Genomic DNA, 26,923 nt, shown 5'->3' on the forward strand with positions numbered 1-26,923 from the left:
TTGTTGCTACGGTGGAGAGCCTAGCCAGCCGAGAGGGCCGAGGAACGTGAGCACAGAACGCCCGCACTCCGTGAGCGTCGCCGGGGTCGTCATGGACACCCGCGGCCGGGCCCTCCTGATCCAGCGCCGGGACAACGGAAAGTGGGAGCCGCCGGGCGGTGTCCTCGAACGCGAGGAGACCATTCCCGAGGCCCTGCAACGCGAGGTCCTCGAAGAGACCGGCATCAAGATCGCTCTTCCGGCGACGTTGACCGGTGTCTACAAGAACATGACGGGCCTGATCGTCTCCCTGGTCTTCCGCTGCGAGGCCGCCGACGGCACGCCCACGACCGGCGACGAGACCCGCGCCCTGCGCTGGGCCACCCGTGAAGAAGTCTCCGAGCTTGCCGACGAGGCATACGCCATCCGCGTCCTGGACGCGATGGACACGGTGTCTCCACCGGCCATCCGCGCCCACGACGGCGTGAAACTCGTCTAGCCCGAACCCGCTGCACATGGCGGCCTACCAGCACGAAGGAACTTGTATGCACGAGTATACGAGTACGGCCCGGGTCTGGGGGCTCAGGTGCCCAGGTTTCCCGGAAGAGGTCAGCCGGGCCCGCCGCTGGACCCGCGACATCCTGCGCGGCTCCCCTTTAGCCGAAGACGCCGAACTGATCGTGAGCGAGCTGAGCGCGAACGCGATCCTCCACACAGCCAGCGGCCAGGAGTCGGGCAGCTTCCATCTGGCCCTCGCGGTGTCAGCGCAGGTGATCGCGTTGTCGGTCACAGACGACGGAGCCGCCGGCACAGCACCGAAGGCCGAGCGCCAGGACCAGGACGCCGAGCACGGCCGGGGCCTGGGCATGGTCAGCGCTATCGCCCATCGCGTCGTCGTCCACCAGAGCGACAGCGGCCACACGGTCACCGCCGAACTGTTCGCAGGCCCCCGCGCCGGAGGCCACCCGTGCTGATGGACAAGCCGCAGCGGGGCTACTGGTGCGAGTGCTGGACCGAAGACGTCACCGACGGGGCAGGGTGGCTGACGCTCCGAGCATCCTTCGACGCCTACTCCGCGCCCCAGGCAGACAGATGGGTTGCCATCGCACTCCGCACCATCTCACCGGCACTCGACCCCGACGCGTCCCAGGAAGCTTGGGAATGGCTGTACGACGGCCGCATAGCGACGAGGAAAGCTCTCCTGCGAGCCGAGCCCTGCACGGTGACAGTCACCCAGGCGGACACCCGCATCACATGGACGATCCGGCCCGTGATCTTTCTACCGCTGGCACACCGCCAAGGCAGCGAACTCCCAGCCTGCACACAGGACTTTAAACCGCACACAGCACCTCAGGCGCCCCACACGCCCGACTGAGTTACAACCTTCTTTACAGGTTCAAGGCGGCTCGCTCCGCTCACCGCGCGCGGCCCGGCCCCCGGCCGGGCCTGCGCTCCTGCCTTCGTCCCGCTCCAGCCCGGCCGGCGTCCGCGCCGCGCGCACAGCAAAGCGAGTTGCCTCATGCCATGGAAGGAGTACGTCATGGCGGGGGTGCTCGAAGAGCATCGCCTCCGCGTCGACCTTTACTCCTCCCGTCAGCCGAGCACAGCAGTTGTGAGCCGAACGCCACGACCGGCAATCACCGCTAGACTGCGAAGGATCATGGTAGGGGGGACGGTATCTTGCTAGAGGACGCAGCTCGAGCGCGCCAGCGGGAATCCAAGCTACTGCAAGAGCACAACCAGATGTGCGGCGCTATCTACTTGGTTGGATATGTCGTCGAATGCAAACTTAAAACCCTCCTGCATAAAATGGGAAAGCCCTTCCCTCGATCAGGATCGGCTGGGCATGATCTTCGAGGGCTTTGGGATACTGCCGGGCTGAGAAGCCAAGACTTAAGTGGCCACAAGAAGGCATTTATGGATACCTGGACTACAAGTCTCAGATATAGCGCCAAATTGCCTGACGATGCCTCAGCAGAAGAACTCCTCCGTGGAGCCCAGGAACTATCTTCATATGTAACATCTCGAATTCGTTTCGCACGCCCGCACAATAGAGGAGGAAGGCGATGACCGGCGAGGCCACGACCAGTCGATCTATCCGGCAGCAGATCGAAAATAACGCTCGCTCCGCTGGTTTGACCGACGTTCGGATTTATGTTGCCGAAGATGGATTTGGATCCTATCTCGTTCGAGTAGTTCACGAATTGCTCGATGCGCTAGCTGACTCAGAGCGGCGTAACCTACTCCTTAAGGGAGTGGGCAATCTTGTATCAACCGCTGAACTGATTACCCCCAGCGAAGAGGAATGGTATGGCCCTCCATTCAGTGAGACTACAGAACAAATGCCTCTGTGGCATGAAGTCCTGAGTCGTCAGCTCTCGGATGATGAGCTGACTTTTGCCACAGATCTCGACCAGGACATCGAACTCCCGGCCATTGTCACATTCTATTCCTTGCGGGGTGGCGTAGGACGCACAACCGCCCTTGCGGCAGCAGCACGGATTCTGTCTGAGCGTGACCGCCGTCTGCTTTGCATTGACATGGATCTCGAAGCACCAGGGCTCGCTACTGTTTTGGGCTGCCCTGAACCTAGGGAAGATCAAGGTGTGCTTCCGCTCCTATTGGCCCTGGAGCGAGGCGATGAAGTCGATATCAGGGATCACGTACTGCGAGTCAATGAGGGCGAGGAACTTTACTGCCTGCCCGCAGGACAACTTAGTAGCGACTATGCAGATCGTCTCCGCTTGCTGGATCCTGAGATCTGGTACAGGGAGGCTGGTAATCCTCTTCACAAACTCTTGCAGTTGGCCAAGGAGTCGGCACTTGAGCCGGACTTGATTCTCCTTGATTCCCGCACGGGCATTTCGCCGGTTGCTGCACCTCTTTTGTTTGATGTCTCTGATCTAGCCGTCATTTGCCTCTACCCTCACCCTCAGGCAGAACGGGGGACTGAGCTTCTTGTCAGGGCACTGATGTCCGCCAAGAGCCGTAGGGCCACATCCGATATTCCCCTTACGCCCGAGCCGCGGTTCATCGTTTCTCCATTGCCGCCCGGGCCCTCTGCGGAAACCGTCCTTACGCGTGCAGTCACCTGGATCGACCAGTGGATTGGCGACGCTCAGAGCCGGCGTCCTGAAGGGTTCGACCCGCTTCGGGCGGACGAAATCACTCACGCAGTGAGCTACTCGCCAGATACTGCCTTTCGAGACAAGGTGGTCAACGGAGTCACAACTCGTGAAACATACGGAGCGGTAGCGGATTGGCTAGAGCAGTTGCTACCTCAGACTTACGCGCTATCAGCTTCAAGTAGAAATCGAAAGCGAGATGTACTGGAGCAGCTCGACTTCTCTACTGGTACCGCAGAGCAGCAAGCTAGTCTTCTTGATGACTTCGTCCACACTCGTGTAGCGCAACAAGCGCTTGAGGCTAGATCCCCGCTGGTCATTGGCCGTAAGGGAACCGGGAAGACAGCTGTCTTTCGCTGGTTGATGGAGAGGCATCGCGAAAACGAGGATCCCGTTATCGTTTTCTCCCCCCACGCTTTCAGGCAACTCTACAAGTGGAGTCTTGGCTCCGAGGCTCTGGAACTCGTTGAGTCGGAATTCTCAGGGGAATCTGCGTGGACAACCTTCTGGCCCTGCTACACGGCACTTGCGGCATACTTCGCCTTGCCTGCAGAGGAGAGGGCAGATCCGCCCGCCAGATTTGAACTCACGACGGAGATTCTTGATTCCGTCTACGATGAACTGTCCACGCTCGATGTTATTAGGCACATGATGAGCCGCCCTATGGCTGGCCTTCTTGGTTCCCGCTGGCTGAGAGATATCAACGCCAGTGCAAAAAACCGGCACATGCTGCTCTTCGATGGCCTTGATACCGGATTTGGGAACAATGCCGAGAGTCGGCAGAGAAGGACTCGTGCCGTTACGGGTTTGATGACCTTCCTGACAGAGTCGGAAGCGCATCTATCTTTGCTTTCTTTCAAAGTCATGCTTCGAGTGGACATCTGGCAACAACTGCGATTCGAGAACAAAAGTCATCTTTATGGACGCTCTGTTCAGCTCATGTGGCGCGATCAGAACGACTACTTCAAGACAGTATTGAAGCAGGCGATCCGCAGCGAGATTTACCGAGCGATGGTGGCGGAAATTCGAGTTGGCCCCTCTGTCGACGATTGGCGTGACGATGAGGTGCGCCGCGCCTGGAATGTTCTGGTCGGTGAGCGAATGAAGGGAGGCAAGACAACCTTCACACGCAACTGGGTGTGGAATCGTCTAGCCGACGGCCAAGGAGACCACGGACCACGCTCACTTTCCCAGCTGTTCCATGAGGCTGTTCAATGGGAAAGGCGGGAAGAAGCGCGAAGCAGTTACGATCGCAGCATCATGAGGCCACGGGCCCTTGTGCCTAGCCTCGATAGGGTCAGTATCGAAGCACTGCAAGCTTTGCAAGAGGAGTTTCCAGAACTCGACGGTGTCGTCGAAGCTCTGAGGAGCCTGCGTAGGACCCCAATCGAACCGGGCGAGATCGAAGCAGTGGACCAAGCCGCTGCTGAGCGTGTAGATCTCGCTCTCGAAGTCGGTCTGTTGGAGATCTACGAAGGCACTCAAGACGATGTACGCCGCTACAGAGTGCCTGACCTTTACAGGCTCGCTCTCGGCTTGACGCGTCGGGGGCAGGCGTAGCTCCGTAGCCCTCCACGTGCCATTTGTCGCCAATAACGGCATCGGACTTAGCATGCAGTCTGGGTACAGAAGTACGGGTCAGTCCAGAAGAGGGGACTGACCGGTCGTTGTTACGGGCAACGGTCTCGCGCCTGTGGCTCGCACCCACGTCGGGCGATCCAGGACCATGCCAAATTGGGCGGGCCACGGGGGGACATCGGGGAACCACTGACCGCCGTCAGGGCGACATTGCTTCACCACAGGCGCGCCCGCAGGCGCGCCCTAGACGCTCTGAGCTTCTCAGGCTGTGGGCTCCTGCGCATGGTCACGGTCGGCCATCGCGGCTTGCTCTAATCGACGGCACCAATAGCGTGGCTGAGGTCAGTGGGGTGCAGCGAGGCACACGCGCGCCTGGTCGGTCGACTGACGCGCCGTCGTGGCGGGCTTTCGTCGGCTGAGGCTGCGAAGGGACGCGACGAAGGTGCCAGCCGTCAGCCCAACGAGGCCCCGCACCGGGCAAGGCTGGGCCGTCCCTGGGCCGTCCGAGGTCGCTCGACAGTGGCCAAGGACGACCAACGACGACCACCAGGCGCACGAGCGCACCGCTCCTGACCAGCAAAAACCCAGCTCACCAAGATCCCCGGCAACACCCAGGGCAAGAAGAAGTAACCGCCCACGCGTAAGCCCCCCACCTGCGGTTTTCTCGTCGGTAGGGGGGCTTGTTGCTGCGCCGGGGCCGTCTTCGGGTGGTCAGGCGTGACCGGGCCGGCGCCATTCGTAGGCGCCGGGCGACGTCTTCACGACTTCGCGGGGGCAGACCTCGTGCACCCGGGCGAGCAGGTCGCGCGCTGTTCGCTGGCCCAGCCGGTCGGAAGCGCGTGGTCGTGGCCGTCGGGCTTGAACCTCAACGACGGTGTCCGCCCCGAGACGAGCCACGTGGCAAATCGCCGGGTCTCCAGGGTCGCCAACGTGCCCTGCCAGTCTCCAGATCTGGAGGGTCACCGAGAAGCCGGCGCTCAGAGACTCCGCCACGATGACGATCTCGCATTCGAGGAAGTCGTGGCCGAACAGGTTGCCGGGCTGCGAGCGTCCCAGCACGCGTGCGGAGACGCTGTGCCCGCTGGTGCCCACCCGGTCGGCCAGGTGGATCAGGTCGATGACGTCGTGCGTCGAGCCCGTGGATTCCCTCCCCTGTACAGATCCGAACATCCTGCCGGACTGCGCAGCGTCGGCCGGGGTCCGCTTGGCCGGGGTACTCGGCGAGGGCCATGGCGTCGCCAGGCTCCCGCATTGCACGCGGGCGCGGGGCCCCGTCCAAGGCCCCGGGGGGCAACACAGTTGAGATGCCTGCACCGGTGCCGATGCCGGCGGCCGCTCGGTGTTCGGCCCCACTGCCTGCCCGAGGTTGGCACAGCCGGTCGTTGTCAGTGCCGGGTGACATGATCCGCGACATGGATCTCCCCCTCGTCTTCGCCGGCCTCGACCAGGTGGACTGGGCACGGCTCCACCATGCCTACGGCTCCGCGGAGGACGTCCCTGCGCTGCTTCGGGATCTCGCGTCCCCGGTGGAGGAGACTGCCGCAGGGGCGGAGGAGGAGTTGTGGAGCAGCATCGTGCACCAGGGCACGGTCTACGCGGCGACCGCTCCCGCGGTGCCCTTCCTGGCGCGACTCGTCGCCGAAGGCGTGCGCCGAAGCGCCTTGCTGGGCATGCTCGGTGTGATCGCCGGCAGCGGCGACGAGCACGATCTGCCGGTGCCCGGGGCGGCCCGCGGCGCCGTCGCGGCCCAGCTGGGGCTGCTCCTGCCGCTGCTCGCGGACGGCGATCGCGAGGTGCGGCGGACCACCGTGTGGACGGTGGCCCAGTGCCGGTCGGCGGCCGGTCCCGACGCGCGTGCGGCGTTGCGGGGCCGCTGGGCGGCGGAGAGCGATCCGGCGGTGCGCGCGGACGTGCTGACGGCCTGTGCGCTCCTGGATCCCGATGCGGCCGAGGAGTTGTGCGCCGCGGCGCTCGCCGGAGACGAGTCGGCGCCGGTCCAGGTTGCCGCGCTGCTGGTCACTGCCAACCGCGGCCTGCCGTGGGACGTGGAGACGACCGCGCGCGTCACGGCGTTGGTCCCGTTGGAGCGGCACGGTTTCGGCGACCTGTGGGAGCGGGAGCCGCTGCACGCGATCGTCGAAGCTCTGCACACACGCGGTGAGGGCGGCACCGCCATAGAGGTGGTCGGCTCCGCGCTCGGGCGGGCCGTGGCGCTGAGGCTTCAGGGGAGTGAACGTGCGCGGGCTGCCGCCGCCGAGGCGCGGTGGGCCGCCGAGTCCCTCGCCCGCCGCTCACGAACCGCCCCGGCGCGGCTGCTCCCCGAGTTGCTCCCGCTGCTCGACGATCCGGTCACCGCGGCCGGCGTGTTCCCGCTGCTGCGTTCCTGGTGTCGGCCGGCTCCGGAGGCGGTCCCGGTCCTGCTTGCCATCGCGCGGAGTAAGGGCGAGTCGGCCGACGGAGCCCTTGCCGCGCTGGTGTGCCTGGGAGCCCCGGAGGCGACCGGGCTGCTCGCCCGCCACCTGGCCGAGCGGCCCCGCGCACTGGAGGCGGCGTACCGCCTCGCGACCGGTGAGAGCCGGACGCCGGGTCAGGCCCACGCACCCGGCGAGGACCGGACGCCCCTGCCCCACGATCCCGAACTGCTCGACGCGATACGCGTCCGGCTCGCCGTCGAACCGTCCGGCGAGCGCCGATCGGTCTTCGACGGCGGTCTCGCCGCGACCAACGAGCCGGTCTACCTGAGCGGGCTGCTGGCTGCCTGGGGCAGATCGGCCGGGGCCGCCATTCCGGAGCTGCTCGCCGCGCTGCCGCGTCATCCGCTCCCGGTCGGCCGTGCCCTGGCCGCCGTGGCCGATCCTCAGGCCGACGCCCACGTGGTCGAGGCGCTACGAGCCCAGACCCGACAGGGACCACAGGCCACTCGTCAGGCGGCGGCAAGCGCGCTCCACTCCCTGACCGGCGACGCCGACCCCCTGGTTTCCGTGCTCTCCGAGCTGCTGGCCGAGCGAGGCAACGGCTTGGACCACACCGTCACCACGGCTGCAGCCCTCGGGGAGGCCGCTCGCCCCTTGCTGCCGCTTCTGCACACACTGCTGGTGGAGCCACCGCAGTCGCGCGAGACCGTGCCGGCGATCAGGGCGGCCCTCGGGGCCGCGGCGCTGACCTGGGAACTGACCGGGGACGAAAAGACGGTGCTCCCGGTGATCCGGGAGGGCCTTGCCTGGGCCTCCCACGCGTGGGGCCAGCAGACGGTGAAACGCGCCGCCGAAGTCGCCTGCCTGCTCGGCCCGGCGGCCGAGCCGCTCGTCCCCGACCTCCTGCCGCTGCTGGACGATCCGGAATTCTCCCCTGCCCTCGCACTCGTCCTGACCAGCATCTGTCCCGAGGCCGACACACTCGCCGGGCTCCCCCGGACCACCCTGGCCGACCGTGTCCTCGCGGCGGCCCGACCGGGCTCGTATGCGCGCTCCGCCTCGGCCGTGCTGAAGGCCTGCGTCGCGCTCGGCCCGACAGCCTTCACCGACGCCCAGCTCGACCTCGTCCGCGACCTTGCGGACGGCGACCGGCGCATCGTGGGCGCCGGCCTCCAGGACCAGATCATCCTCAACGACGAACTCTTCCGCACCGAGGCCCGGAAGGTCCTACGGACACTGACTGCCGATCCCTCTGTTCCGTAGCGACCCCGGTCGTGCGACCCGCCCCTGCCTGGCCTGCGGGCCGGCAGGGAGCCGCCGCAGGAAGGGGTGACCGCGGTCAGGGTCGCCGGAGGACCGGGCCAGTCGACGCCAGGGCACGGGCCGACACGCATGATCCCAGTCTCTCGGCGCGGTCCTGACGTCGGTTCTCCCGCGCGTGGTTCGGCTCTACGATCCCGCCGCCGGCTCGTGCCCTCGACGGCTCCGTCGCGGGCCTCCGCGGACCAGCGGACGGTCTCGTCGTCCTCGTCGGCAGGGGATCTGTCGCTGTTCCGGAGTTTCTGGCGCTCGGCTACGCATCTGCCCCGTGCTCGGCAGGTCCCTGACCGGTTGGCGCGGGTGCCACCGGGCGGACCGCGGTGAAGTCGTGGAACTCGTAGCGGGTGGCGAAGAGCAACAACAGCCGTTCGTCGCAGCCCTGCCACGGCGAGAGGTCACCGGCCGCCCCCAAACGCCGGCAGCTTCGCAGGCTGGGGGCTCGAGCATCGTCGTCACGGGGGACAGCCCCGGCTTGCTCTGGTCGGCGGCGTCGGCGACGTGGCGACGGCCGGTAGGGGTGCGGCGAGGCACACGTGCGTCTGATCGGTCGGCGTTCTCACCGTCGTGGGCACGGGGGCGCCGGGCGGGCGTTCATGCGTTCGTCGGCGGGGTGATCTCGTCGATGAGGGTGCGGATGCGCTTTTCGATCTCGTCGCGGATGGGGCGTACGGCGTCCACGCCGTGCCCGGCCGGGTCCTGGAGCTCCCAGTCGAGGTACCGCTTGCCGGGGAAGACCGGGCAGGTGTCGCCGCAGCCCATCGTGATGACGACGTCGGAGGCCTGCACGGCTTCGACGGTGAGCACCTTGGGGACCTCGGCCGAGACGTCGATGCCGACCTCCGCCATGGCGTCGACCACGGCCGGGTTGACCGTCGCGGCGGGCGCCGAACCGGCTGAGCGCACCTGGACGCGGTCGCCCGCGAGGTGGGTGAGGAACGCTGCGGCCATCTGGGAGCGCCCGGCGTTGTGGACGCATACGAAGAGCACGGAGGGCGGTTCGGCGGGGGTGTTCATGGCGGGTGCGCTTTCTGGCTAATGGTGCGTCAGGTTATGGCGAAGGGTGCGTCAGGTTATGGCGAAGGGCGTGTCAGGGGAGTGGCGGGGCGGCGAGTTCGGGTTCGGCGGGGGCGGGCCGCGCGGGGGCCGGGCGTCCGAAGACGGCGGTGGCCAGGCCGAGCCCGAGCGCGGCGCCGACCAGTTGGGCCGTGATGAACGGGCCGAGGGAGTCGGGGGCGATTCCGGCGAAGGTGTCGGTGAAAGCCCGGCCGATGGTGACCGCGGGGTTCGCGAACGAGGTGGACGACGTGAACCAGTACGCGGCGCCGATGTAGGAGGCCACGGCCACGGGTGCGTGGCGGGCCTGACCGGTGCGGCCCAGGCCGAGGACCAGGAGGACGAGGCCCGCGGTCGCGACGGCCTCGCCCAGCCACAGGTGACTGTCGGAGCGGTCGTGGGTGGACCACTGCACGAGCGGCTTGCCGAACATCGCGTCGGCCAGGACCGCGCCGACGACGGCTCCGGCGACCTGGGCCGGTAGGTACGCGGCGACCTCCCGCGGGGCCGGTCCGTCCCCCGCGCGGCGGCCGGTGGCCCAGGCAGCGAGGGTGACGACCGGATTGAAGTGCGCGCCGGAGACCGGGCCCAGCAGCGCGATGAGCACGCCGAGGCCGAAGACCGTGGCCAGCGAGTTGGCGAGCAGCTGAACGCCCACGTCCCTGGTCAGCTCGGTGGCCTGGATGCCGGAGCCGACGACCACCGCGACCAGGGCGGCCGATCCCACCGCCTCGGCGACGACGCGGCGGCCGAGCGGGACGCTCACGCGGTCGCCCCGGCGGCCTGTGAGGTCGTCAGGAACGCGGCGAGCCGGTCGAGGGTGGCGGGCAGCGCCCAGTAGTAGACCCAGGTGCCCCGTCGCTCGCAGTCGATCAGGCCGGCCTGCCGCAGCAGCTTGAGGTGGTGCGAGATGGTCGGCTGGGACAGCTCGAAGGCCGGAGTCAGGTCGCAGACGCAGACCTCACCGCCCGCCCGCGACGCGATCATCGACAGCAGCCGTAGGCGTACCGGGTCACCGAGTGCTTTGAACAGCCTGGCCAGTTCGGCCGCCTGATCCTCGTTCAGCGGCGCGGCCACCAGGCCGGGGCAGCACGCACCGTTCTCGTCGCTCTGCCCGAGAACCACCAGCTCTTGCTTCGACATGTGTCTATGTTGACAGTCTTCGAACCAGGGCGCAAGGTTGCATCGACAGACGTCAATGCAAGCCGATGGGAGCCTCTCCATGTCCCGCGCTCAACTCGCCCTGCGTGTCAGCGACCTCGAAGCGTCGATCACCTTCTACTCGAAGCTGTTCGGCACCGAACCGGCCAAGCGGCGCGCGGGGTACGCCAACTTCGCCATCGCCGAGCCCCCACTCAAGCTCGTCCTGATCGAGGGCGGCCCCGGTGAGGAGACCCGGCTCGACCATCTCGGCGTCGAGGTCGAGTCCACCGACCAGGTCGGCGCCGCGACCACCCGGCTCCGGGATGCCGGCCTCGCCACCTTCGAGGAGAACGACACATCCTGCTGCTACGCCCTCCAGGACAAGGTGTGGGTGCACGGCCCCGGCAACGAGCCGTGGGAGGTCTACGTGGTCAAGGCCGACGCCGACACCCTCGGCAAGAGCGCCGACCCGGCCGCGGCCGGCGACGGCTGCTGTACCGGCCGGGCTGCCGAGGGGGTCGCACCCGGCGCCACCGGGTGTGCCTGCGGGCAGTGAGCCGGACGGCCCGACCGGCCGGGAACACGCCGGACGGTGACCCTCCGGTGATGGATAGTTCACGCTCCGTAATATGAGCGAATGATCGGGTTTGGTGGGCGGTGTTCCGAGCGGCGGCGGGAGCGGCGGGGGCCCGGGAGCCGGTGGCGGGTGTTCGTCGTGGGCCTGGTCGGGAGTGGTGTGGTGGCCGGCGCGGCGTTCGGGTGCGCGTTCCGCGCCGGGAGCGAGGACGCGGGCACCGGCGCCGTCGCGCGGATCTCTCCGCAGGCGACCCGGGCCGCGGCGCCGTCCGGGGCGCCGGCGCCGCCGCGGCCGCGGCCGGTCGGGAACGTGCGGATCGCCGCCGTGGGAGACATCGTCATGGGCTCGCTGCCGGACGACCTGCCGCCGGACGACGGCGCCACGTTCTTCGACCCCGTCGGCGACCTGCTCACCGGCGACGTGGTGCTCGGGAACCTGGAGAGCACGCTGGCCACCGGCGGTGACAGCAAGTGCGACCACATCGACGGCCCGAACTGCTTCGCGTTCCACGCCCCGCCGTCCTACGGCGGCCTGCTCAAGAAGGCCGGGTTCACGGTCCTGAACACCGCGAACAACCACATCGACGACTTCGGGGCCGAGGGGCGGCGCGAGACCTTCGCCGCGCTGCGCTCCGTGAACCTGCCGTTCACCGGCCGGCTGGGCCAGATCACCGTCCAGCGGGTACGCGGCATCCGGGTCGCGGTGCTCGGGTTCGCTCCCGACCGGGGGGCGAACGACCTCACGGACATCCCCGCGGCACGGCAACTCACCGCTCGTGCCGCCGCGATGGCGGACATCGTGATCGTCGTCATGCACGCCGGCGCGGAGGGCTCGGACCGCACCCACGTGGAACCCGGCACCGAGTACTTCCTCGGCGAGGACCGCGGTGACAGCTACCGCTTCAGCCGCGCGGTGATCGACGCCGGCGCCGACCTCGTGGTGGGCAGCGGACCGCACGTGATGCGGGGAATGGAGTTCTACAAGGGCCGTCTGATCGCCTACAGCCTGGGGAACTTCTCCGGCTACAAGGTACTCGGCCTCGGCGGCACGCTCTCGACCAGCGGGGTGCTGCAGGTCACCCTCGGCGCCGACGGCACCTACCTGTCCGGGCGGCTGAACCCGACCCTGATCGTGGCGCCCGGTACGCCGGAACCGGGCGGCGATGCGATCGACCTCGTCTCCACCATGTCGGAGGAGGACTTCGGCCCGCACGCCGCCCGTATCTCGGCGGACGGCACGATCCGGCGCCCGTGACCGGTCACGGGCGTGGCACCCGGTCAGCCCCAGGGCGTGCCGGTGAGCGGACCTCCCTGCACCCGACCCGGTGCCGTGTTCGGGATCTGAGGTATCTGAGGTATCTGAGGCACCTGCGGTATCTGAGGCACCTGCGCCACCTGCGGTATCTGAGGCACCTGCGGTACCCGCGGCATCTGGGGCATCTGAGGTGCGACGTTCACCGAAGCACCGGGCTGGCCGGCCGTGCCGCCCGTGGCCTGCTGCCCGGCTCCGGTGGTCTGCTGTCCGGCTCCGGTGGACCACAGCTGGTCGACCTGCGAGCGCTCGGTGGCGTTCGGATAGCGGTTGGTGCAGGACGGACCGGCGCCGCCGCCCGACATCAGCTCACTGCACGGCCCGCTGTAGTCGTCCTTGAGGCCCAGCACGTGCCCGGTCTCGTGGGCGACGACGCGGATCGAGTCGTACTGCCGGGTCTGGGAGTAGTCGAGGAAGATGTAGCCGCTGCCGTGGCCGTTGGTGGAGGCGTAGGACCCGCGTGAGTCGTTGCCCTCGTAGTAGGAGAAGTCGGCGCCGCTCGAGGACTCCTTGAGCTTGACGTCGGACTCGGAGCTGTTCCAGATCGAGGCCGCGCTCGCTATCTGCGAACGGAAGCTCGGGGCCCGGGAGTCGTCGTAGTGGATGGTCACCGCCTGCCCGTCGGGCTGTGCCGCGCGCTTCGCGGCGACCGACTTGACCACGGCCTCGAAGAACGCCTTGGTGTCGGCGGCCTCCTCGCCGGTCCCGTCGTACCGCGCCACGGCGGAACCGGTGGCGGCGGACGGGGCGGCGGGGGCGGAGGCGGCGGACGGTTGGGCACTGGCCGGCACCGCCGTGCCCAGGGCGCCGGAGGCCAGGCCCAGGCCGAGAGCGAGGAGTCTCGCGGACGTTCGGGACGACTTCATGTGGGGGGGCTCCTACTCACTCGGTGGCGCCGAGCCCCGGTGCGTGGTCGACGTTGCGTGAACACCGGTTCCGAACTGCGGCGACGTCCTGTGGGTCGACATTCTTAGAACGGCCTGACAGGGAGCGCAAAGGGTCCCCGCCACTACGTCGCCTCGTAGGTCCCAGGACCTCGCCAGGGCCGGGTGCGGAGCTCCGGTCCGCAATCGGCGGCCGACGCGAAAGCTGTCGCGGCGTCAGAAGCCGTGCGGGGGAAGGCAATGGGCGTGCCCGACGGCCGGGTGGAATCCCGGTGCGTACGTCGGGGGTCGCATCCGTCTCAAGACGGACAAATGCTCAGATGTCCGCCACGTCGCATCTACTAAGCGCGCCGGTAGGTCGGCAGTCCGCTGTGATGGACGTCATAGAACGTGAGCTTCCGTCCCTTTCGCTCCCCATCGCCCACGTGGTCGCTCCGGGTGCGGGCACCCGGGCGCGGTTTGCCGAACCGGCAAACGGGCTCGGCGCCGGGACGCGCGGGTTCGCATGATCGGTGCAGGGCCGGCGTCCGATCGGCGACGGTCCGGAAGGGCCGGCACGGCTCGTACGGCACGCACGGCAGCACGGCACGCAGGACAGTCACGGCAGGTAAGACAGGCAGGTCGAGGAGGGCTTATGGCAGCGCGGCATCGGTCGGTCGTCGCGGACGGACGGCGGATCCATCTCGTCGAGCAGGGGGAGGGACCCCTCGTACTGCTCGTGCACGGGTTTCCCGAGTGCTGGTACTCCTGGCGGCATCAGCTGCCGGCGCTCGCCGCGGCCGGGTACCGGGCGGTCGCCGTCGACATGCGGGGGTACGGGCGTTCGTCCCGGCCGGCCGCGCCGGACGCGTACCGGATGACCGAGCTCGTCGCCGACAACGCCGAGGTCGTGCGGGCCCTCGGCGAGGAGTCGGCGGTGGTCGTCGGGCACGACTGGGGTGCGGCCGTCGCCGCGAACTCCGCGCTGCTGAGGCCCGAGGTGTTCCGGGCCGTGGCGCTGCTGAGCGTCCCGTACACCCCGCGCGGCGGGCCGCGGCCCAGTGCCGTCTTCGAGGGGATGAGCGGCGGGGACGAGGAGTTCTACGTCTCGTACTTCCAGGAGCCCGGGCGGGCCGAGGCCGAGATCGAACCCGACGTACGGGGCTGGCTCGCGGGGTTCTACGGTGCCCTGTCCGGCGACACCATGCCCGGACCCGGCGCCCCCGACCCGCACTTCGTCGGCAAGGGGACCACGCTCCGGGAGCGGTTCCCCGCCGGACGGCTGCCCGGGTGGCTCGGCGAACGGGATCTCGACGTCTACGCCGGGGAGTTCGAGCGCACCGGACTGACCGGGGCGCTCAACCGGTACCGGAACATGGACCGCGACTGGGAGGACCTCGCCGCCTACGACGGTGCCCCGATCACCCAGCCGTCCCTGTTCGTCGGCGGCGGCCTCGACGCCTCCACGACCTGGCTGGCCGACGCCATCGAGGCGTACCCGGTCACCCTCCCGGGCCTGGTCTCCGCCCACATCCTGGACGGTTGCGGGCACTGGATCCAGCAGGAGCGCCCCGACGAGGTCAACCGCCTGCTGGTCGACTGGCTGGCGGCACTGCCCTCCGTCCGATCCGTCCCGTCCGTCCGAACAGCTCCCTGATCCGTCCGAGCGGCTTCCCGATCCGTCCGCAGGGCTTCCTGGTCCGTCCGAGCGGCTTCGTCAGATCGACAACGGCACCTGGTGGATCTCGTCGGCGGGATGGCCCGTGCGTTCGTGGACGCGTTTGACCGCCTCGGCCGAGGGCGCCTCGGAGAGGCAGTAGACCCTGCCGGAGGCGGGGTCGGCCCAGGCGTGTTCGAAGTGGACGCCCTCCTCCTTCTCGACGGCGAGGTCGGCCTCGTGGGCCTCCTTCAGCTGGTCGGCGGTGATGCCCTGCATCCCGTGGTGGACGTCCATGTAGTGCGGCATGGCTGCCACCTCCTTCGCCTTGTCCGTCCCACCCGTCTCCCCACCATGCTGCGCCCGCCACCGCGGCACGGCATGCGAAGGGCCCCGGACCGGAGTCCGGGGCCCTTCGCCGTAACCGACGAGCGCCGACGCGCCGACGGGTCCGCTCAGCCGCACTGGCAGGGGCTGCCCGACTGGCAGCCGCAGCCGCAGCCCGAGCCGCACCCGCAGGCGCCGATGACCAGCAGGTTCTTGATCTCGCTCGGCTGGTCGGTCTCGTGCTGCTGCGTGGGGTCGGGCGTGGTGCTGGGGGATTCGGCCATGGATCCCTCCTAGAGGTCCCTAGATGCCCTAGTAGTAGGGCCATGCCCATTCCATGCCCGTTTCACTGGGCGCATCAACGGCGCACAGTGGCGCTCCTACGCCTGACCCGCCCCCCGCGAGCCCCCACCCGCCTGCGGGTCACGCCCCCTCGGCGCCCGTCACCGGCTGGATGTCGGGCTGCAGGTCGTCCGCGTGCTCGCCGGTGACCAGGAACACGACGCGCTTGGCGACGGCGACCGCGTGGTCGGCGTACCGCTCGTAGTAGCGGCCGAGGAGCGTCACGTCGACGGCGGTCTCGATGCCGTGCTGCCAGCGGTCGTCCAGCAGGTGCTGGAAGATCGTGCGGTGCAGGAGGTCCATCTCGTCGTCGTCCTGCTCCAGCTGGAGGGCCAGGTCGACGTCCTTGGTGATGATCACCTCGGCGGCCTTGGCCATCAGGCGCTGCGCGAGCTGGCCCATCTCCAGGATGGTGGCGTGCAGGTCGTGGGGGATGGCGTTCGCCGGGTAGCGCAGCCGGGCCAGCTTCGCGACGTGCTGGGCGAGGTCGCCGGAGCGCTCCAGGTCCGCCGACATGCGGAGCGAGGTGACGACGATCCGCAGGTCCGTCGCCACCGGCTGCTGGCGGGCGAGCAGGGCTATCGCGCGCGCCTCCAGGTCGTGGTGGAGCTCGTCCACCTTCTGGTCGGCCTCGATGACGCTCTCGGCGAGCTTGAGGTCGCCGTCGAGGATCGCCGTCGTGGCACGTCCGATCGCCGATCCGACCAGGCGGGCCATGTCGACCAGGCTGTCGCCGATCGAATCGAGTTCCTCGTGGTACGCGTCCCGCATCAGGGTTACCTCTCGTATGCGTGGTCCAGGGGTTCCGGGGGCCGGGGCCCGTGGCCGAAACCAGCTGCGAACCCCACGCTCCCACGTTCCGATCCCTACGCGTCCGTTTCTGCCACCCCAAATGAACCAATACTGGCTCCAAGGTGAACTCTGGGCGACGAGTGTTCGAGCTGACACCTCGCGGGCTGTGGGGATGTCGTACCCCCTGCTTAACCTGTTTGCATGGACGTGAACGCGGCGGTCGCCGCAGCGGCAGCGATCGCCGGGGTGCTTACCGGTGTCATCGCCATGCTGGCGTTCCGCTGGAGCGAGCGCGACCAGAAGCGACCGACCAGGACTTCTCTGCACACCGACCCCGTACTGCCCCCGGGCGTGGACACCGTACTGAGCGTGCTGCGCTCCTCCGCGGTCGTTCTCGACGAGGCGGACACGGTTGTCAAGGCGAGCTCGGCCGCGTACGCCCTCGGACTCGTGCGCGGTGGCAAACTCGCCATCGAGCCGATGCTCGCGATGGCTCGCGACACCCGGCGGGACGGCGAGATACGACAGGTCGAACTGGATCTCCCCAGGCGGGGGACCGGGCGGGGCGAGGCCCTGGCCGTCTCCGCGCGGGTGGCGCCCCTCGGCTCCCGGCTCGTACTGCTCCTGGTGGAGGACCTCACCGAGGCCCGCCGCATCGAGGCGGTACGACGGGACTTCGTGGCGAACGTCAGCCACGAGCTGAAGACCCCGGTCGGCGCGCTCTCCCTGCTCTCCGAGGCCGTCATGGACGCCTCGGACGATCCGGAGGCCGTGCAGCGCTTCGCCGGTCGCATGCAGATCGAGGCCACGCGCCTGACCAACCTGGTCCAGGAGCTCATCGACCTGTCGAGAGTGCAGAACGACGACCCGCTGGAGGACGCCGAGCCCGTCCGGGTCGACGAGCTGGTCGCCGAGGCGATCGACCGGTGCCGGCACCAGGCCGGCACCAAGCAGATCACCATGGCCGCCGGCGGCACCGCCGACCTGCATGTCTGGGGCAACCGCGGCCAGCTCGCCGCCGCCCTCGGCAACCTGGTCGAGAACGCGGTGAACTACTCCCCGGCCCGCACCCGGGTCGGGATAGCCGCCCGCCGGGTCAGCGCGACCGGCGGCGACATGATCGAGCTTGCCGTGACCGACCAGGGCATCGGCATCACCGACAAGGACAAGGAGCGCATCTTCGAGCGCTTCTACCGCGTCGACCCGGCCCGCTCACGGGCCACCGGTGGCACCGGCCTCGGCCTCGCCATCGTCAAGCACGTGGTCGCCTCGCACGGCGGGGAGGTCACGGTGTGGAGCGCCGAAGGCCAGGGCTCCACTTTCACCCTCAGACTGCCGGAGGCGGGCGTGGCCCGCGATCGCGCATCGCAGCACCCCGACCCCGACCTCGAAGACGAGGCCGGTACCAACGAGTCATCCCCGTACGAACCGCTTCCCGCCCCGGAGGTCCTTCCGTGACCCGAGTGCTCGTCGTCGAGGACGAGGAGTCCTTCTCCGACGCCCTGTCGTACATGCTCCGCAAGGAGGGCTTCGAGGTCGCAGTGGCGGCCACGGGCCCCGACGGACTCGACGAGTTCGAGCGCAACGGCGCCGACCTCGTCCTCCTCGACCTGATGCTGCCCGGCCTGCCGGGCACCGAGGTCTGCCGCCAGCTGCGCGGCCGCTCCAACGTCCCCGTCATCATGGTGACGGCCAAGGACAGCGAGATCGACAAGGTCGTCGGTCTCGAAATAGGAGCCGATGACTACGTCACCAAGCCCTTCTCCTCCCGCGAGCTGGTCGCCCGCATCCGTGCGGTGCTCCGCCGCCGCGGCGAGCCCGAGGAGGTCACCCCGGCCGCCCTCGAAGCGGGCCCGGTCCGCATGGACGTCGACCGCCACGTCGTGACGGTCTCCGGCTCCAAGGTCGACCTCCCCCTCAAGGAGTTCGACCTCCTGGAGATGCTCCTGCGCAACGCCGGCCGCGTCCTCACCCGCATGCAGCTCATCGACCGTGTCTGGGGCGCCGACTACGTCGGCGACACCAAGACCCTCGACGTCCACGTCAAGCGCCTCCGCGCCAAGATCGAGCCGGACCCGGGCGCCCCGCGCTACCTGGTCACGGTCCGCGGTCTCGGCTACAAGTTCGAGCCGTAAAACCCGGCGTCGTAGTCGGCCGGCGGACGGAGGCCAGCGCGGCACGCCGAAGCCCGCGCAGCGGTGCGAGGGGTGCGTCGAGGAGGGTGTTCGAGCCGTAAGGACCTGCGTCGCGGTCGGCCGACGGGCGGAGCGCGGCGCAGTGCTCTGCGGCCCGGTGGGGGCGGGCCGGGCAGTTCGCCGCGCTTCTGCGGGGCGTGTTTTTCTCTGTGACGAAGGGCGGCACCCCTCGGGGTGCCGCCCTTCCGCCCGTTTCGGGGTGGTGTTCAGCCCGCGTTCGTCGACTCCGAGGCCGAGTCGCTCGGGGTGGCGCTCTCGGACTGCTTGTTCTTCTTGCCGGCCTTGGCGCTCCCGCTCGCCGTCGAGCCCGCGGCCGGGGAGCCGGAGCCGGTGGCGGAGGCCGACGACGAGGCGGACGCGGCGGCCGTGGCGGACGGCACCGCGCTCGGGCCCCAGCCGGTGAAGAAGCTCTCGGCCGGCACGACGAAGGCGCGCAGGCTCACGTCACCGGCCTTGCTGAAGGTGAACGTGATCTTCTGGGCGTTGCCGTCCTGGACCGCCTCGCGGCTGCTGCCCAGCACCGCGGAGGCGTTGTCCTTGCCGCCCAGGATCAGCCGGCCACCGCCGGGGATGGTCAGCGGCTGGGTCTTGGTGGCGTGCAGCTCGGCCGTCTTGCCGGTGCCGGCGACGACGATCGACTGGAGCGTCTCCGGATCGGTGCCGGTGTTGAAGATGGTCGCGGAGACCACGGCCGGGCCGGTCGACGTGAGGTCGGGCTGGGTGATCACGGTCGCGTTCTGGACCTTGATGTCGCCGACACTCGTCGCCGCGTTGTCCGGCTTGATCTCCAGCGTCTGGGAGTTGTTGCCCGCGCCGCACGCGGAGAGCGCGGCGACGGAGAAGGCGATGGCGGAGGCGGCGAGGGCGCCGCGTCGAAGGCTGCTGCTCACGGCGGCGGCAACTCCTTGAACGCACGGGCGGCCCCCTATAAAGCCGCCCTAAGTGTCTGTCAGCGGCCTTAGGTTACCGAGCCGTTCCCGCGACGCCGCACCCGACCCTCCCCAAGCCCCCCGCTTCCTTCGGGGAGGAGGTACGCGAGGGCATCCGCAAGTGCCCCTCCGGCCACTTTGGAGCGGCCCGCGTCCGGCATTCGCATAACCCGTCCGCAACACCACGCGCAAAATTTCCGTGAAGGAATGCGCGACCACCGGGAAAATTGATCACCTACTGCTTCAGGTGCGGCTTCACGTACCGTTCAGTCGGGCGTTCGGCCGTACCCGTGATCAATTCCGGAAACGTCCGGGATCCGGCGCCGACAACCGAACGGAGTAGCGGAAGTCGCACGCCTGGAACCGGACATATGTGGACGTTAAGCCACTCGTGAAGGTGTCCGGATGTGTGTAACGTGGGCGTTTCCCCTTGCCCGGAGAGCCGCTCCCACCTGCGAATACCTGCTTCCGGACGGCCCGCGAAGCACGTTCCTGTCGCTGTTGTCAAGCCCCGAGATATGCCCTGACCTGCGAAAACGCCATTCAGAACCGCCGGTTTCCGTGTTACCCTGGATAGCCACGGAAGGGGTACCTGTCACATGACGTTCAAGGTTGGCGACACCGTGGTCTATCCCCATCACGGGGCCGCGCTGATCGAGGCCATCGAAACTCGCCAGATCAAAGGCGTGGACAAGACCTACTTGGTGCTGAAGGTCGCCCAGGGTGACCTGACGGTACGTGTGCCAGCGGACAATGCGGAGTTCGTCGGCGTGCGTGATGTGGTCGGTCAGGACGGGCTGGACCGGGTCTTCGAGGTGCTGCGCGCGCCGTACGCCGAGGAGCCCACGAACTGGTCCCGTCGTTACAAGGCAAACCTGGAGAAGCTCGCCTCCGGCGATGTCATCAAGGTCGCGGAAGTCGTGCGTGACCTGTGGCGTCGTGAGCGCGAGCGTGGACTCTCCGCCGGTGAGAAGCGCATGCTCGCCAAGGCCCGCCAGATCCTGGTGAGCGAGCTCGCCCTCGCGGAGAACACGAACGAGGACAAGGCCGAGGCCCTGCTCGACGAGGTCCTCGCGTCCTGACGCAGACGCTGTCCGGCTCGGCACGCTGAAGCTCCGCACACCCGAAATGCCGCGGTGCCCGATGACACTCACTCTGTCGCCGGGCGCTGCGGCATGTTTGCGTACGCCCTCGGGGAACCCCCGATACTAGGTGTGCCGGGCCCGGGCTGCTGGCTCGACCAGTGTCACGGAAGGGTCCGGTCAAGGCGTCGCGCCCGGCACTTCCCAGGCCATACCCACGCCAGGCCCGCACACAAACCTGACAGGAACCGATGTCTGACGATTCGCGTCCTTCGCGTCCGGAACCGCGTACCGCACTGCGCACGGCAGCCGTGATTCCCGCCGCCGGCCGGGGCGTACGGCTCGGTCCGGGCGCCCCCAAGGCGCTACGCGCGCTGAACGGCACGCCCATGCTCATCCACGCCGTACGCGCCCTCGCCGCCTCCCGCGCGGTCTCCCTGGTCGTCGTCGTGGCCCCGCCCGACGGCGCGCCCGAGGTCAAGTCCCTCCTCGACGCCCACGCGCTGCCCGATCGCACCGACTTCCTCGTGGTCCCCGGCGGCGAGTCCCGGCAGGAGTCGGTCCGGCTCGGCCTGGAGGCACTCCCCCCGGACTACGACATCGTCCTGGTCCACGACGCCGCCCGGCCCCTGGTCCCCGTCGACACGGTCGACGCCGTGATCCAGGCGGTCCGCGACGGCGCCCCCGCGGTCGTCCCCGCGCTCCCGCTCGCCGACACGGTCAAGGAGGTAGAGCCGGCCGCCGCCCCCGGCGACCCCGAGCCGGTGCTCGCCACCCCCGAGCGGGCCCGCCTGCGCGCCGTCCAGACGCCTCAGGGCTTCGACCGCCGGACCCTGGTCCGCGCCCACGAGACGGTCACCGGGAACGTCACCGACGACGCCGGCATGGTCGAGCAGCTCGGCGACCGGGTCGTGGTCGTCCCCGGCCACGAGGAGGCCTTCAAGGTCACCCGCCCCCTCGACCTGGTCCTCGCGGAGGCGGTCCTGGCCCGCAGGAGGCTCAACGATGGCTTCTGAGGTGATCCTCCCCCGGGTGGGGATCGGCACCGACATCCACGCCTTCGAGGAGGGCCGCGAGCTGTGGTGCGCCGGCCTGAGGTGGGAGGGCGAGGGCCCCGGCCTGGCAGGCCACTCCGACGCGGACGTGGTCGCGCACGCGGCGTGCAACGCGCTGTTCTCCGCCGCGGGCCTCGGCGACCTGGGGCAGCACTTCGGCACCGGGCGCCCGCAGTGGTCGGGCGCGTCCGGCGTCACCCTCCTGACGGAGGCGGCCCGTATCGTCCGGGCCGCCGGATTCCTGATCGGGAACGTCGCCGTACAGGTCGTGGGCCCGCGCCCGAAGATCGGAAAGCGGCGCGACGAGGCGGAGAAGATCCTTTCGGACGCGGCGGGGGCGCCTGTGTCGGTTTCCGGGGCCACTACGGACGGCCTGGGTTTCCCGGGCAGGGGCGAAGGCCTTATGGCGGTGGCAACGGCATTGGTCGTGAAAACGGCGTGACCGGATTCCGTTAGGGGCGCGGGGAACTGCGCGACAAGCCACAGCGCACGCGCACCCGGCCACGGCGCTTCACGCACCGGTGCCACCCACTACCCTCGGCCCACTACCCTAGGTCCCGTGACTATTCGCCTGTACGACACCAACGCCCGGCAGATCCGTGACTTCGCCCCGCTCACCGCGGGCCGCGTCTCGATCTACCTCTGTGGTGCCACCGTGCAGGCGGCGCCCCACATCGGGCACATCCGCTCCGGCCTGAACTTCGACATCATGCGCCGCTGGTTCGAATACCGCGGCTACGACGTGACGTTCGTCCGGAACGTCACGGACATCGACGACAAGATCATCGCCAAGTCCGCCGACCAGGGCCGCCCCTGGTGGGCGATCGGCTACCAGAACGAGCGCGCGTTCAACGACGGTTACACCGCGCTCGGCTGCCTCCCGCCGACGTACGAGCCCCGCGCGACCGGGCACGTGCCGGAGATGATCGAGATGATGCGCGGGCTGATCGAGCGCGGGCACGCCTACGAGGCCGACGGCAACGTCTACTTCGACGTGCGGTCCTACCCGGACTACCTCCAGCTCTCCAACCAGGAGCTGGACAACCTCCGCCAGCCCGAGGGCGAGGGCGAGACCGGCAAGCGGGACCAGCGGGACTTCGCGCTCTGGAAGGCCGTCAAGCCGGGCGAGCCCAGCTGGGAGACGCCGTGGGGGCGCGGCCGGCCCGGCTGGCACCTGGAGTGCTCGGCGATGGCCCACAAGTACCTCGGCGCGGCCTTCGACATCCACGGCGGCGGCCTCGACCTGATCTTCCCGCACCACGAGAACGAGATCGCCCAGGCCAAGGCGTACGGCGACGACTTCGCGCAGTACTGGGTGCACAACGCCTGGGTCACCATGAGCGGCGAGAAGATGTCGAAGTCCCTCGGGAACTCGGTGCTCGTCTCGGAGATGGTCAAGAACTGGCGCCCGATCGTGCTGCGCTACTACCTCGGCACCCCGCACTACCGCTCGATGATCGAGTACAGCGAGGAGTCGCTGCGCGAGGCCGAGTCGGCGTTCGCGCGGATCGAGGGGTTCGTGCAGCGCGTGGTGGAGCTGGCCGGGGGAGCCGTCGAGCCCTCGGCCGAGGTGCCGCCGGCGTTCGCCGAGGCCATGGACGACGACCTGGGCGTCCCGCAGGCCCTCGCGGTCGTGCACACGACGGTCCGGCAGGGCAACTCCGCCCTCGCCGCCGACGACAAGGAAGCCGCGGTCGCCCGCCTCGCCGAGGTCCGCGCCATGCTCGGCGTCCTCGGCCTCGACCCGCTGGCCGCGCACTGGTCCGGCGGCGCCGAGAAGGGCGAGGACCTGCACGGGGTCGTCGACGCACTGGTACGTCTCGTCCTCGACCAGCGCGAGTCCGCCCGCGGCCGCAAGGACTGGGCGACCGCCGACGCCATCCGCGACCAGCTGAACCAGTCCGGCCTCGCGATCGAGGACAGCCCCTCCGGACCGCGCTGGACCCTCAGGTCCTAGCCGCCCCGGAACTGAAGATCGACTGTGCCGCCCGGCCCCCCGGGCGGCACACTGCATAAGACGTACGTACGACACGAAGCTCACGGAGACGGGTAACTCATGGCAGCCAACAACCGCCGCATGTCCGGCAAGAAGGGCGCGCAGATCGGCAGTGGCGGCCAGCGGCGCCGGGGCCTGGAGGGCAAGGGTCCGACCCCGCCCGCCGAGATGCGCAAGGGGCACAAGAAGAACCGCATCGCCACGGCCAAGGCCAAGCAGGCCCAGCGCCGTCCGGTGGCGCGCGGCCGGGGCGGCAGGGGCACCTCCGAGATGGTCGTCGGCCGCAACCCGGTCGTCGAGGCGCTGCGCGAGGGCGTCCCGGCCTCCACCCTGTACGTCCAGCAGTTCATCGACAACGACGAGCGGGTCCGCGAGGCCCTGCAGCTCGCGGCCGAGCGCGGCGGCATCAACCTCATGGAGGCCCCGCGCCCCGAGCTGGACCGCATGACCAACGGCCTCAACCACCAGGGCCTGGTCCTCCAGGTCCCGCCGTACGAGTACGCGCACCCCGAGGACCTGGCCGAGGCGGCCTACGACGAGGGCGAGGACCCGCTGATCGTCGCCCTGGACGGGGTCACCGACCCGCGCAACCTGGGCGCCGTCGTCCGTTCGGTCTCCGCGTTCGGCGGCCACGGCGTGGTCGTGCCCGAGCGCCGCGCGGCCGGTATGACGGCCGGTGCCTGGAAGACGTCGGCCGGTACGGCGGCCCGTACGCCCGTCGCCCGCGCCACCAACCTGACCCGGGCCCTGGAGGCGTACAAGAAGGCGGGCATCGTGGTCGTCGGCCTCGCCGCGGACGGCGAGCACGAGATCGGCGAGCTGGAGGCCCTCGGCGGGCCCGTCGTCATCGTCGTCGGCAGCGAGGGCAAGGGGCTGTCCCGACTGGTCGGCGAGACGTGCGACTTCCGGGTCCGGATCCCGATGCCGGGTGGCGCCGAGTCGCTCAACGCGGGTGTGGCGGCGGGGGTCGTGCTGTACGAGGCGGCGCGCCGACGCGGGTGAACAAACGTCCGTAAGCTCACCTGGGCGGGTTAATTCCGGCGTCCGGGACATCCTTGACGGGGTCCGGACACATCCGGCCGGTCAAAGCAGTGTCCTAACTCCACGTCACTCGGTTAGATGAGTGTGGACACCAGAACACCCCGCACACCCACGGGGGACCGCTCGTCGGGATTCCGCTCCGGATTCGATTCCGGGCTCGACGACGCTCCCGCGCTGAGCATGGTGAAGGTGCCGAGCGATCCGGCGCAGGTCATCGTCAACCACGTGAGTTTCCGCGTGCAGCTGGGCGTATCGACACGGCGTACCCAATCCTCCCGGGTCGCACGGCACCTGAGCGCCACCGAGGACACCGCGCGTGTCCCGGCCGTCGGTACGGCGGGCAGGGCGGGGGCCGCGCCCGGCCGGCGCCGCCCGGTCGTCTGGAGCGGCAGGTCCGCGCCCGACGACACCGGCGCCCACCGGCTGCTCCAGGCAGTCCGGGGCGGCAGCGTCCGGCACGCCGAGGAGGCCGGCGAACCGGCGGGCGCGACCCGGGTCATCCCGCGCGTCGACGACGGCTACGACGTGCTGGACCAGACCGTCGAGACCCCGATGGTCGGCCACCCGCGCTCCCCGGCGTCCGGCGAGAGACGGCTGCTCCCGGACCTCCCGGCGGTGGGCAGCGCCTACGACGAGCCGCCCTACGACGAACCGCCCTACGGCGACGACGAGTTCGAGGACTTCGACGAACCGCGGTCGGCCCGGCGGGCCGGTGACGGCGACCCGGCCCGGCACGCCTACTACCCAGGCCGCCGGATGAACCTGGGCGTGGTCCTTCTCCCGCTGCGCGTCTTCCTCGGCTTCATCTCCATCTACGCCGGCATGGGCAAGCTCTGCGACCCCGTCTACTTCGACGGCGGCAAGCGCGGCTCCATGGTCACCTGGCTCAACACGCTGCACCCGTGGGAGGTCGCCGAGCCGCTGCGCCAGTTCGCCCTCCAGCACCCGGTCGGCTCCGGGCTCGTCATCGCCTTCTTCCAGGTGATCGTCGGCGTCCTGACCGTCCTCGGCTGCTGGCAGCGGGTCGCCGCGGTCGTCGGCGCGCTGCTCTCCGCCGCGCTCATCGTCACCGTCAGCTGGAAGACCGTCCCCGCCTACGACGCCCCCGACATCATCTACCTGGCCGCCTGGTCGCCGCTGATCATCGCCGGTGCCCCCGTCTACTCCGTGGACGGCCGCCTCGCGGGCAGCGCCTGGCGGCGGCTCGGTCCGCGCTCCGACATCTGGGAGCTGCGCGCCTACGTACTGCGGCGCGGCGCCCTGATCACGGCCATCACCATCGGCCTCACCCTCCTCGTCGGCTCGCTCCTGGGCGGCGCGGTCCGCGACTCCAGCCGCGTGGTCGTCCCCGGTCCCGGCGAGGCCCCGCGCAACAACCTGCCCGGCTCCCCGCTCCCCGGCGAGTCGGGCAAGCCCCACCAGAAGACTCCGTCGGCCTCCACGGCGCCCTCCGGGGGTGCCACGGCGAGTCCTTCGCAGGCGGCCACCACGCCGGGGGCCGACCGCACGACGAGCGGTGCCACCACCACGAGCCCCAGTGAGACCCAGGGCACCACGGGGCAGGCGCCGCCCCGGCACACCGCTCCCGCGCCGACCACCGCGGGGCCCACCTCCGGTGGCACCGCGACCGGCGGCGCCTCCACCTCCGGCGGCGGCACCGGCACCGGCTCCGGGACCTCCGGCGGCGCCTCCTCCTCCGGCCAGCCGGGCCTGGTGGGCGGCCTCCTCGGCTGACGCCCCTCCACACCACAGCGGCCCCACGCCCCCCAGGCGCGGGGCCGCACCACACCGGGGCGGTGTCGTCCGCACCGTCCCTGCGGGGTGCTGTGCCGGGGTGTGTCGTCCGCGCCGCCGTCGTGGTTGTTCGCGCAGTTCCCCGCGCCCCTTGCGGGGCGCTGTCGCACCGGCCCGAGGGGAGCACGCCGAACTGTGCGCAAAGCCGACAACGGCGCTCCGCCCCTCCGAAGGGGCGCGGGGGACTGTGCGATCAACCTCTGTGGACCGGCGGTCGACGGGCTGTCGTTTGCACCCGCTTGAGGGGCGTGGGGGACTGTGCGATCAACCTCTGTGGACCGGCGGTCGACGGGCTGTCGTTTGCACCCGCTTGAGGGGCGTGGGGGACTGTGCGATCAACCTCTGCGGAC

The 26,923-nt window shown here is 69.4% G+C and carries 24 protein-coding genes and 1 pseudogene; 16 read left to right on the top strand and 9 right to left on the bottom strand.

The window, feature by feature from the left end; translation table 11 throughout:
- The first annotated feature begins 70 nt into the window (after positions 1–70).
- The 4 genes from AB0472_RS12390 (at position 71) to AB0472_RS12405 (ending at position 4,664) form a co-directional block, all read left to right on the top strand.
- Complete coding sequence (locus AB0472_RS12390) at positions 71–478, top strand: NUDIX hydrolase (protein ID WP_366356126.1); 408 nt, start codon at positions 71–73, stop codon at positions 476–478.
- A gap of 46 nt (positions 479–524) precedes the next feature.
- Entirely contained in the window at positions 525–953 is a 429-nt protein-coding gene (locus tag AB0472_RS12395) for an ATP-binding protein (protein WP_366355821.1), read from the top strand.
- Positions 953–1,354: a hypothetical protein gene (locus AB0472_RS12400; protein WP_366356128.1), complete on the top strand. Its 402-nt coding sequence runs from the start codon at positions 953–955 to the stop codon at positions 1,352–1,354. Before AB0472_RS12395 ends, AB0472_RS12400 begins: the two co-directional genes overlap by 1 nt.
- A 691-nt stretch (positions 1,355–2,045) precedes the next feature.
- Positions 2,046–4,664: a ParA family protein gene (locus tag AB0472_RS12405; RefSeq protein ID WP_366355822.1), complete on the top strand. Its 2,619-nt coding sequence runs from the start codon at positions 2,046–2,048 to the stop codon at positions 4,662–4,664.
- A gap of 729 nt (positions 4,665–5,393) precedes the next feature.
- Here AB0472_RS12405 and AB0472_RS12410 read toward each other — a convergent pair.
- Entirely contained in the window at positions 5,394–5,852 is a 459-nt protein-coding gene (locus tag AB0472_RS12410; protein WP_366355823.1) for a DUF5959 family protein, read from the bottom strand.
- A 242-nt stretch (positions 5,853–6,094) separates the two neighbouring features.
- Between AB0472_RS12410 and AB0472_RS12415 the strand changes: the two genes are divergently transcribed.
- Positions 6,095–8,359: a hypothetical protein gene (locus tag AB0472_RS12415; RefSeq protein WP_366355825.1), complete on the top strand. Its 2,265-nt coding sequence runs from the start codon at positions 6,095–6,097 to the stop codon at positions 8,357–8,359.
- A 648-nt stretch (positions 8,360–9,007) separates the two neighbouring features.
- On the opposite strand, the gene AB0472_RS12420 is transcribed toward AB0472_RS12415, so the two are convergent.
- The 3 genes from AB0472_RS12420 to AB0472_RS12430 form a co-directional block, all read right to left on the bottom strand.
- Positions 9,008–9,430 (bottom strand): arsenate reductase ArsC, encoded by a 423-nt coding sequence (locus tag AB0472_RS12420; protein WP_366355826.1) that lies wholly within the window; start codon positions 9,428–9,430, stop codon positions 9,008–9,010.
- Between the two features lie 73 nt (positions 9,431–9,503).
- A complete protein-coding gene (locus tag AB0472_RS12425) occupies positions 9,504–10,235 on the bottom strand; it encodes an aquaporin (RefSeq protein WP_366355827.1) in 732 nt (243 codons plus the stop codon).
- Positions 10,232–10,612, bottom strand: coding sequence for a metalloregulator ArsR/SmtB family transcription factor (locus tag AB0472_RS12430; RefSeq protein WP_366355829.1), 381 nt, complete (start codon positions 10,610–10,612; stop codon positions 10,232–10,234). Before AB0472_RS12430 ends, AB0472_RS12425 begins: the two co-directional genes overlap by 4 nt.
- Positions 10,613–10,691: 79 nt before the next feature.
- Between AB0472_RS12430 and AB0472_RS12435 the strand changes: the two genes are divergently transcribed.
- Positions 10,692–11,168 (top strand): ArsI/CadI family heavy metal resistance metalloenzyme, encoded by a 477-nt coding sequence (locus AB0472_RS12435; RefSeq protein WP_366355831.1) that lies wholly within the window; start codon positions 10,692–10,694, stop codon positions 11,166–11,168.
- Between the two features lie 150 nt (positions 11,169–11,318).
- Positions 11,319–12,443, top strand: a complete 1,125-nt coding sequence (locus AB0472_RS12440; protein ID WP_366355833.1) for a CapA family protein — start codon at positions 11,319–11,321, stop codon at positions 12,441–12,443.
- Between the two features lie 278 nt (positions 12,444–12,721).
- Here AB0472_RS12440 and snpA read toward each other — a convergent pair.
- Positions 12,722–13,366, bottom strand: a pseudogene (gene snpA, locus AB0472_RS12445) (snapalysin); the annotation flags it as partial.
- A 652-nt stretch (positions 13,367–14,018) separates the two neighbouring features.
- On the opposite strand from snpA, the gene AB0472_RS12450 reads away from it, so the two are divergent.
- Positions 14,019–15,020, top strand: a complete 1,002-nt coding sequence (locus tag AB0472_RS12450; protein ID WP_366355834.1) for an alpha/beta hydrolase — start codon at positions 14,019–14,021, stop codon at positions 15,018–15,020.
- A 60-nt stretch (positions 15,021–15,080) separates the two neighbouring features.
- Here the strand turns inward: AB0472_RS12450 and AB0472_RS12455 are convergent, their stop codons facing one another.
- The 3 genes from AB0472_RS12455 to phoU all read right to left on the bottom strand — a co-directional run bounded on the left by AB0472_RS12455 (position 15,081) and on the right by phoU (position 16,460).
- Positions 15,081–15,329 carry an SCO4226 family nickel-binding protein gene (locus tag AB0472_RS12455; RefSeq protein WP_366355836.1) on the bottom strand — a complete coding sequence of 83 codons (249 nt, stop codon included), beginning with the start codon at positions 15,327–15,329 and terminating at the stop codon, positions 15,081–15,083.
- Between the two features lie 146 nt (positions 15,330–15,475).
- Positions 15,476–15,631, bottom strand: a complete 156-nt coding sequence (locus AB0472_RS12460) for a hypothetical protein (protein WP_366355838.1) — start codon at positions 15,629–15,631, stop codon at positions 15,476–15,478.
- Between the two features lie 139 nt (positions 15,632–15,770).
- On the bottom strand, positions 15,771–16,460 hold the full coding sequence (phoU, locus tag AB0472_RS12465) for a phosphate signaling complex protein PhoU (RefSeq protein WP_366355840.1): 690 nt from the start codon (positions 16,458–16,460) through the stop codon (positions 15,771–15,773).
- Positions 16,461–16,682: 222 nt separating this feature from the next.
- Here phoU and AB0472_RS12470 point away from each other — a divergent pair, with 222 nt between their 5' ends.
- Together AB0472_RS12470 and AB0472_RS12475 are read left to right on the top strand one after the other, a co-directional pair.
- Positions 16,683–17,939: an ATP-binding protein gene (locus AB0472_RS12470; protein ID WP_366355842.1), complete on the top strand. Its 1,257-nt coding sequence runs from the start codon at positions 16,683–16,685 to the stop codon at positions 17,937–17,939.
- Positions 17,936–18,616, top strand: coding sequence for a response regulator transcription factor (locus AB0472_RS12475; RefSeq protein ID WP_010358452.1), 681 nt, complete (start codon positions 17,936–17,938; stop codon positions 18,614–18,616). The genes AB0472_RS12470 and AB0472_RS12475 overlap by 4 nt, the downstream gene beginning before the upstream one ends.
- Positions 18,617–18,882: 266 nt before the next feature.
- Here the strand turns inward: AB0472_RS12475 and AB0472_RS12480 are convergent, their stop codons facing one another.
- Complete coding sequence (locus AB0472_RS12480) at positions 18,883–19,566, bottom strand: DUF461 domain-containing protein (RefSeq protein WP_366355844.1); 684 nt, start codon at positions 19,564–19,566, stop codon at positions 18,883–18,885.
- Positions 19,567–20,204: 638 nt separating this feature from the next.
- Here AB0472_RS12480 and AB0472_RS12485 point away from each other — a divergent pair.
- From AB0472_RS12485 to AB0472_RS12510, 6 genes are all read left to right on the top strand, one after another.
- Positions 20,205–20,687, top strand: coding sequence for a CarD family transcriptional regulator (locus AB0472_RS12485; RefSeq protein ID WP_003953493.1), 483 nt, complete (start codon positions 20,205–20,207; stop codon positions 20,685–20,687).
- A 251-nt stretch (positions 20,688–20,938) separates the two neighbouring features.
- The gene (gene ispD, locus AB0472_RS12490) at positions 20,939–21,703 is read left to right on the top strand and encodes a 2-C-methyl-D-erythritol 4-phosphate cytidylyltransferase (RefSeq protein ID WP_366355845.1); all 765 of its coding nucleotides are present in this window, start codon (positions 20,939–20,941) and stop codon (positions 21,701–21,703) included.
- Positions 21,693–22,184 (top strand): 2-C-methyl-D-erythritol 2,4-cyclodiphosphate synthase, encoded by a 492-nt coding sequence (gene ispF / locus AB0472_RS12495; protein WP_366355846.1) that lies wholly within the window; start codon positions 21,693–21,695, stop codon positions 22,182–22,184. Before ispD ends, ispF begins: the two co-directional genes overlap by 11 nt.
- Before the next feature lie 117 nt (positions 22,185–22,301).
- Complete coding sequence (gene cysS / locus AB0472_RS12500; RefSeq protein WP_366355847.1) at positions 22,302–23,699, top strand: cysteine--tRNA ligase; 1,398 nt, start codon at positions 22,302–22,304, stop codon at positions 23,697–23,699.
- A gap of 99 nt (positions 23,700–23,798) precedes the next feature.
- On the top strand, positions 23,799–24,740 hold the full coding sequence (gene rlmB / locus AB0472_RS12505) for a 23S rRNA (guanosine(2251)-2'-O)-methyltransferase RlmB (RefSeq protein WP_366355848.1): 942 nt from the start codon (positions 23,799–23,801) through the stop codon (positions 24,738–24,740).
- Between the two features lie 117 nt (positions 24,741–24,857).
- Positions 24,858–26,513, top strand: a complete 1,656-nt coding sequence (locus AB0472_RS12510; protein ID WP_366355850.1) for a DoxX family membrane protein — start codon at positions 24,858–24,860, stop codon at positions 26,511–26,513.
- Positions 26,514–26,923 lie beyond the last annotated feature (410 nt).

Source organism: Streptomyces sp. NPDC086777 (assembly GCF_040702065.1).
Classification (GTDB): domain Bacteria; phylum Actinomycetota; class Actinomycetes; order Streptomycetales; family Streptomycetaceae; genus Streptomyces.

Coding starts and splice junctions, on each gene's coding strand:
- AB0472_RS12395 (WP_366355821.1), top strand. CDS start 525: ATGCACGAGTATACGAGTACGGCCCGGGTCTGGGGGCTCAGGTGCCCA.
- AB0472_RS12400 (WP_366356128.1), top strand. CDS start 953: ATGGACAAGCCGCAGCGGGGCTACTGGTGCGAGTGCTGGACCGAAGAC.
- AB0472_RS12405 (WP_366355822.1), top strand. CDS start 2,046: ATGACCGGCGAGGCCACGACCAGTCGATCTATCCGGCAGCAGATCGAA.
- AB0472_RS12410 (WP_366355823.1), bottom strand. CDS start 5,852: ATGTTCGGATCTGTACAGGGGAGGGAATCCACGGGCTCGACGCACGAC.
- AB0472_RS12415 (WP_366355825.1), top strand. CDS start 6,095: ATGGATCTCCCCCTCGTCTTCGCCGGCCTCGACCAGGTGGACTGGGCA.
- AB0472_RS12420 (WP_366355826.1), bottom strand. CDS start 9,430: ATGAACACCCCCGCCGAACCGCCCTCCGTGCTCTTCGTATGCGTCCAC.
- AB0472_RS12430 (WP_366355829.1), bottom strand. CDS start 10,612: ATGTCGAAGCAAGAGCTGGTGGTTCTCGGGCAGAGCGACGAGAACGGT.
- AB0472_RS12435 (WP_366355831.1), top strand. CDS start 10,692: ATGTCCCGCGCTCAACTCGCCCTGCGTGTCAGCGACCTCGAAGCGTCG.
- AB0472_RS12450 (WP_366355834.1), top strand. CDS start 14,019: ATGGCAGCGCGGCATCGGTCGGTCGTCGCGGACGGACGGCGGATCCAT.
- AB0472_RS12455 (WP_366355836.1), bottom strand. CDS start 15,329: ATGCCGCACTACATGGACGTCCACCACGGGATGCAGGGCATCACCGCC.
- AB0472_RS12460 (WP_366355838.1), bottom strand. CDS start 15,631: ATGGCCGAATCCCCCAGCACCACGCCCGACCCCACGCAGCAGCACGAG.
- phoU (WP_366355840.1), bottom strand. CDS start 16,460: ATGCGGGACGCGTACCACGAGGAACTCGATTCGATCGGCGACAGCCTG.
- AB0472_RS12470 (WP_366355842.1), top strand. CDS start 16,683: ATGGACGTGAACGCGGCGGTCGCCGCAGCGGCAGCGATCGCCGGGGTG.
- AB0472_RS12485 (WP_003953493.1), top strand. CDS start 20,205: ATGACGTTCAAGGTTGGCGACACCGTGGTCTATCCCCATCACGGGGCC.
- ispD (WP_366355845.1), top strand. CDS start 20,939: ATGTCTGACGATTCGCGTCCTTCGCGTCCGGAACCGCGTACCGCACTG.
- ispF (WP_366355846.1), top strand. CDS start 21,693: ATGGCTTCTGAGGTGATCCTCCCCCGGGTGGGGATCGGCACCGACATC.
- rlmB (WP_366355848.1), top strand. CDS start 23,799: ATGGCAGCCAACAACCGCCGCATGTCCGGCAAGAAGGGCGCGCAGATC.
- AB0472_RS12510 (WP_366355850.1), top strand. CDS start 24,858: ATGAGTGTGGACACCAGAACACCCCGCACACCCACGGGGGACCGCTCG.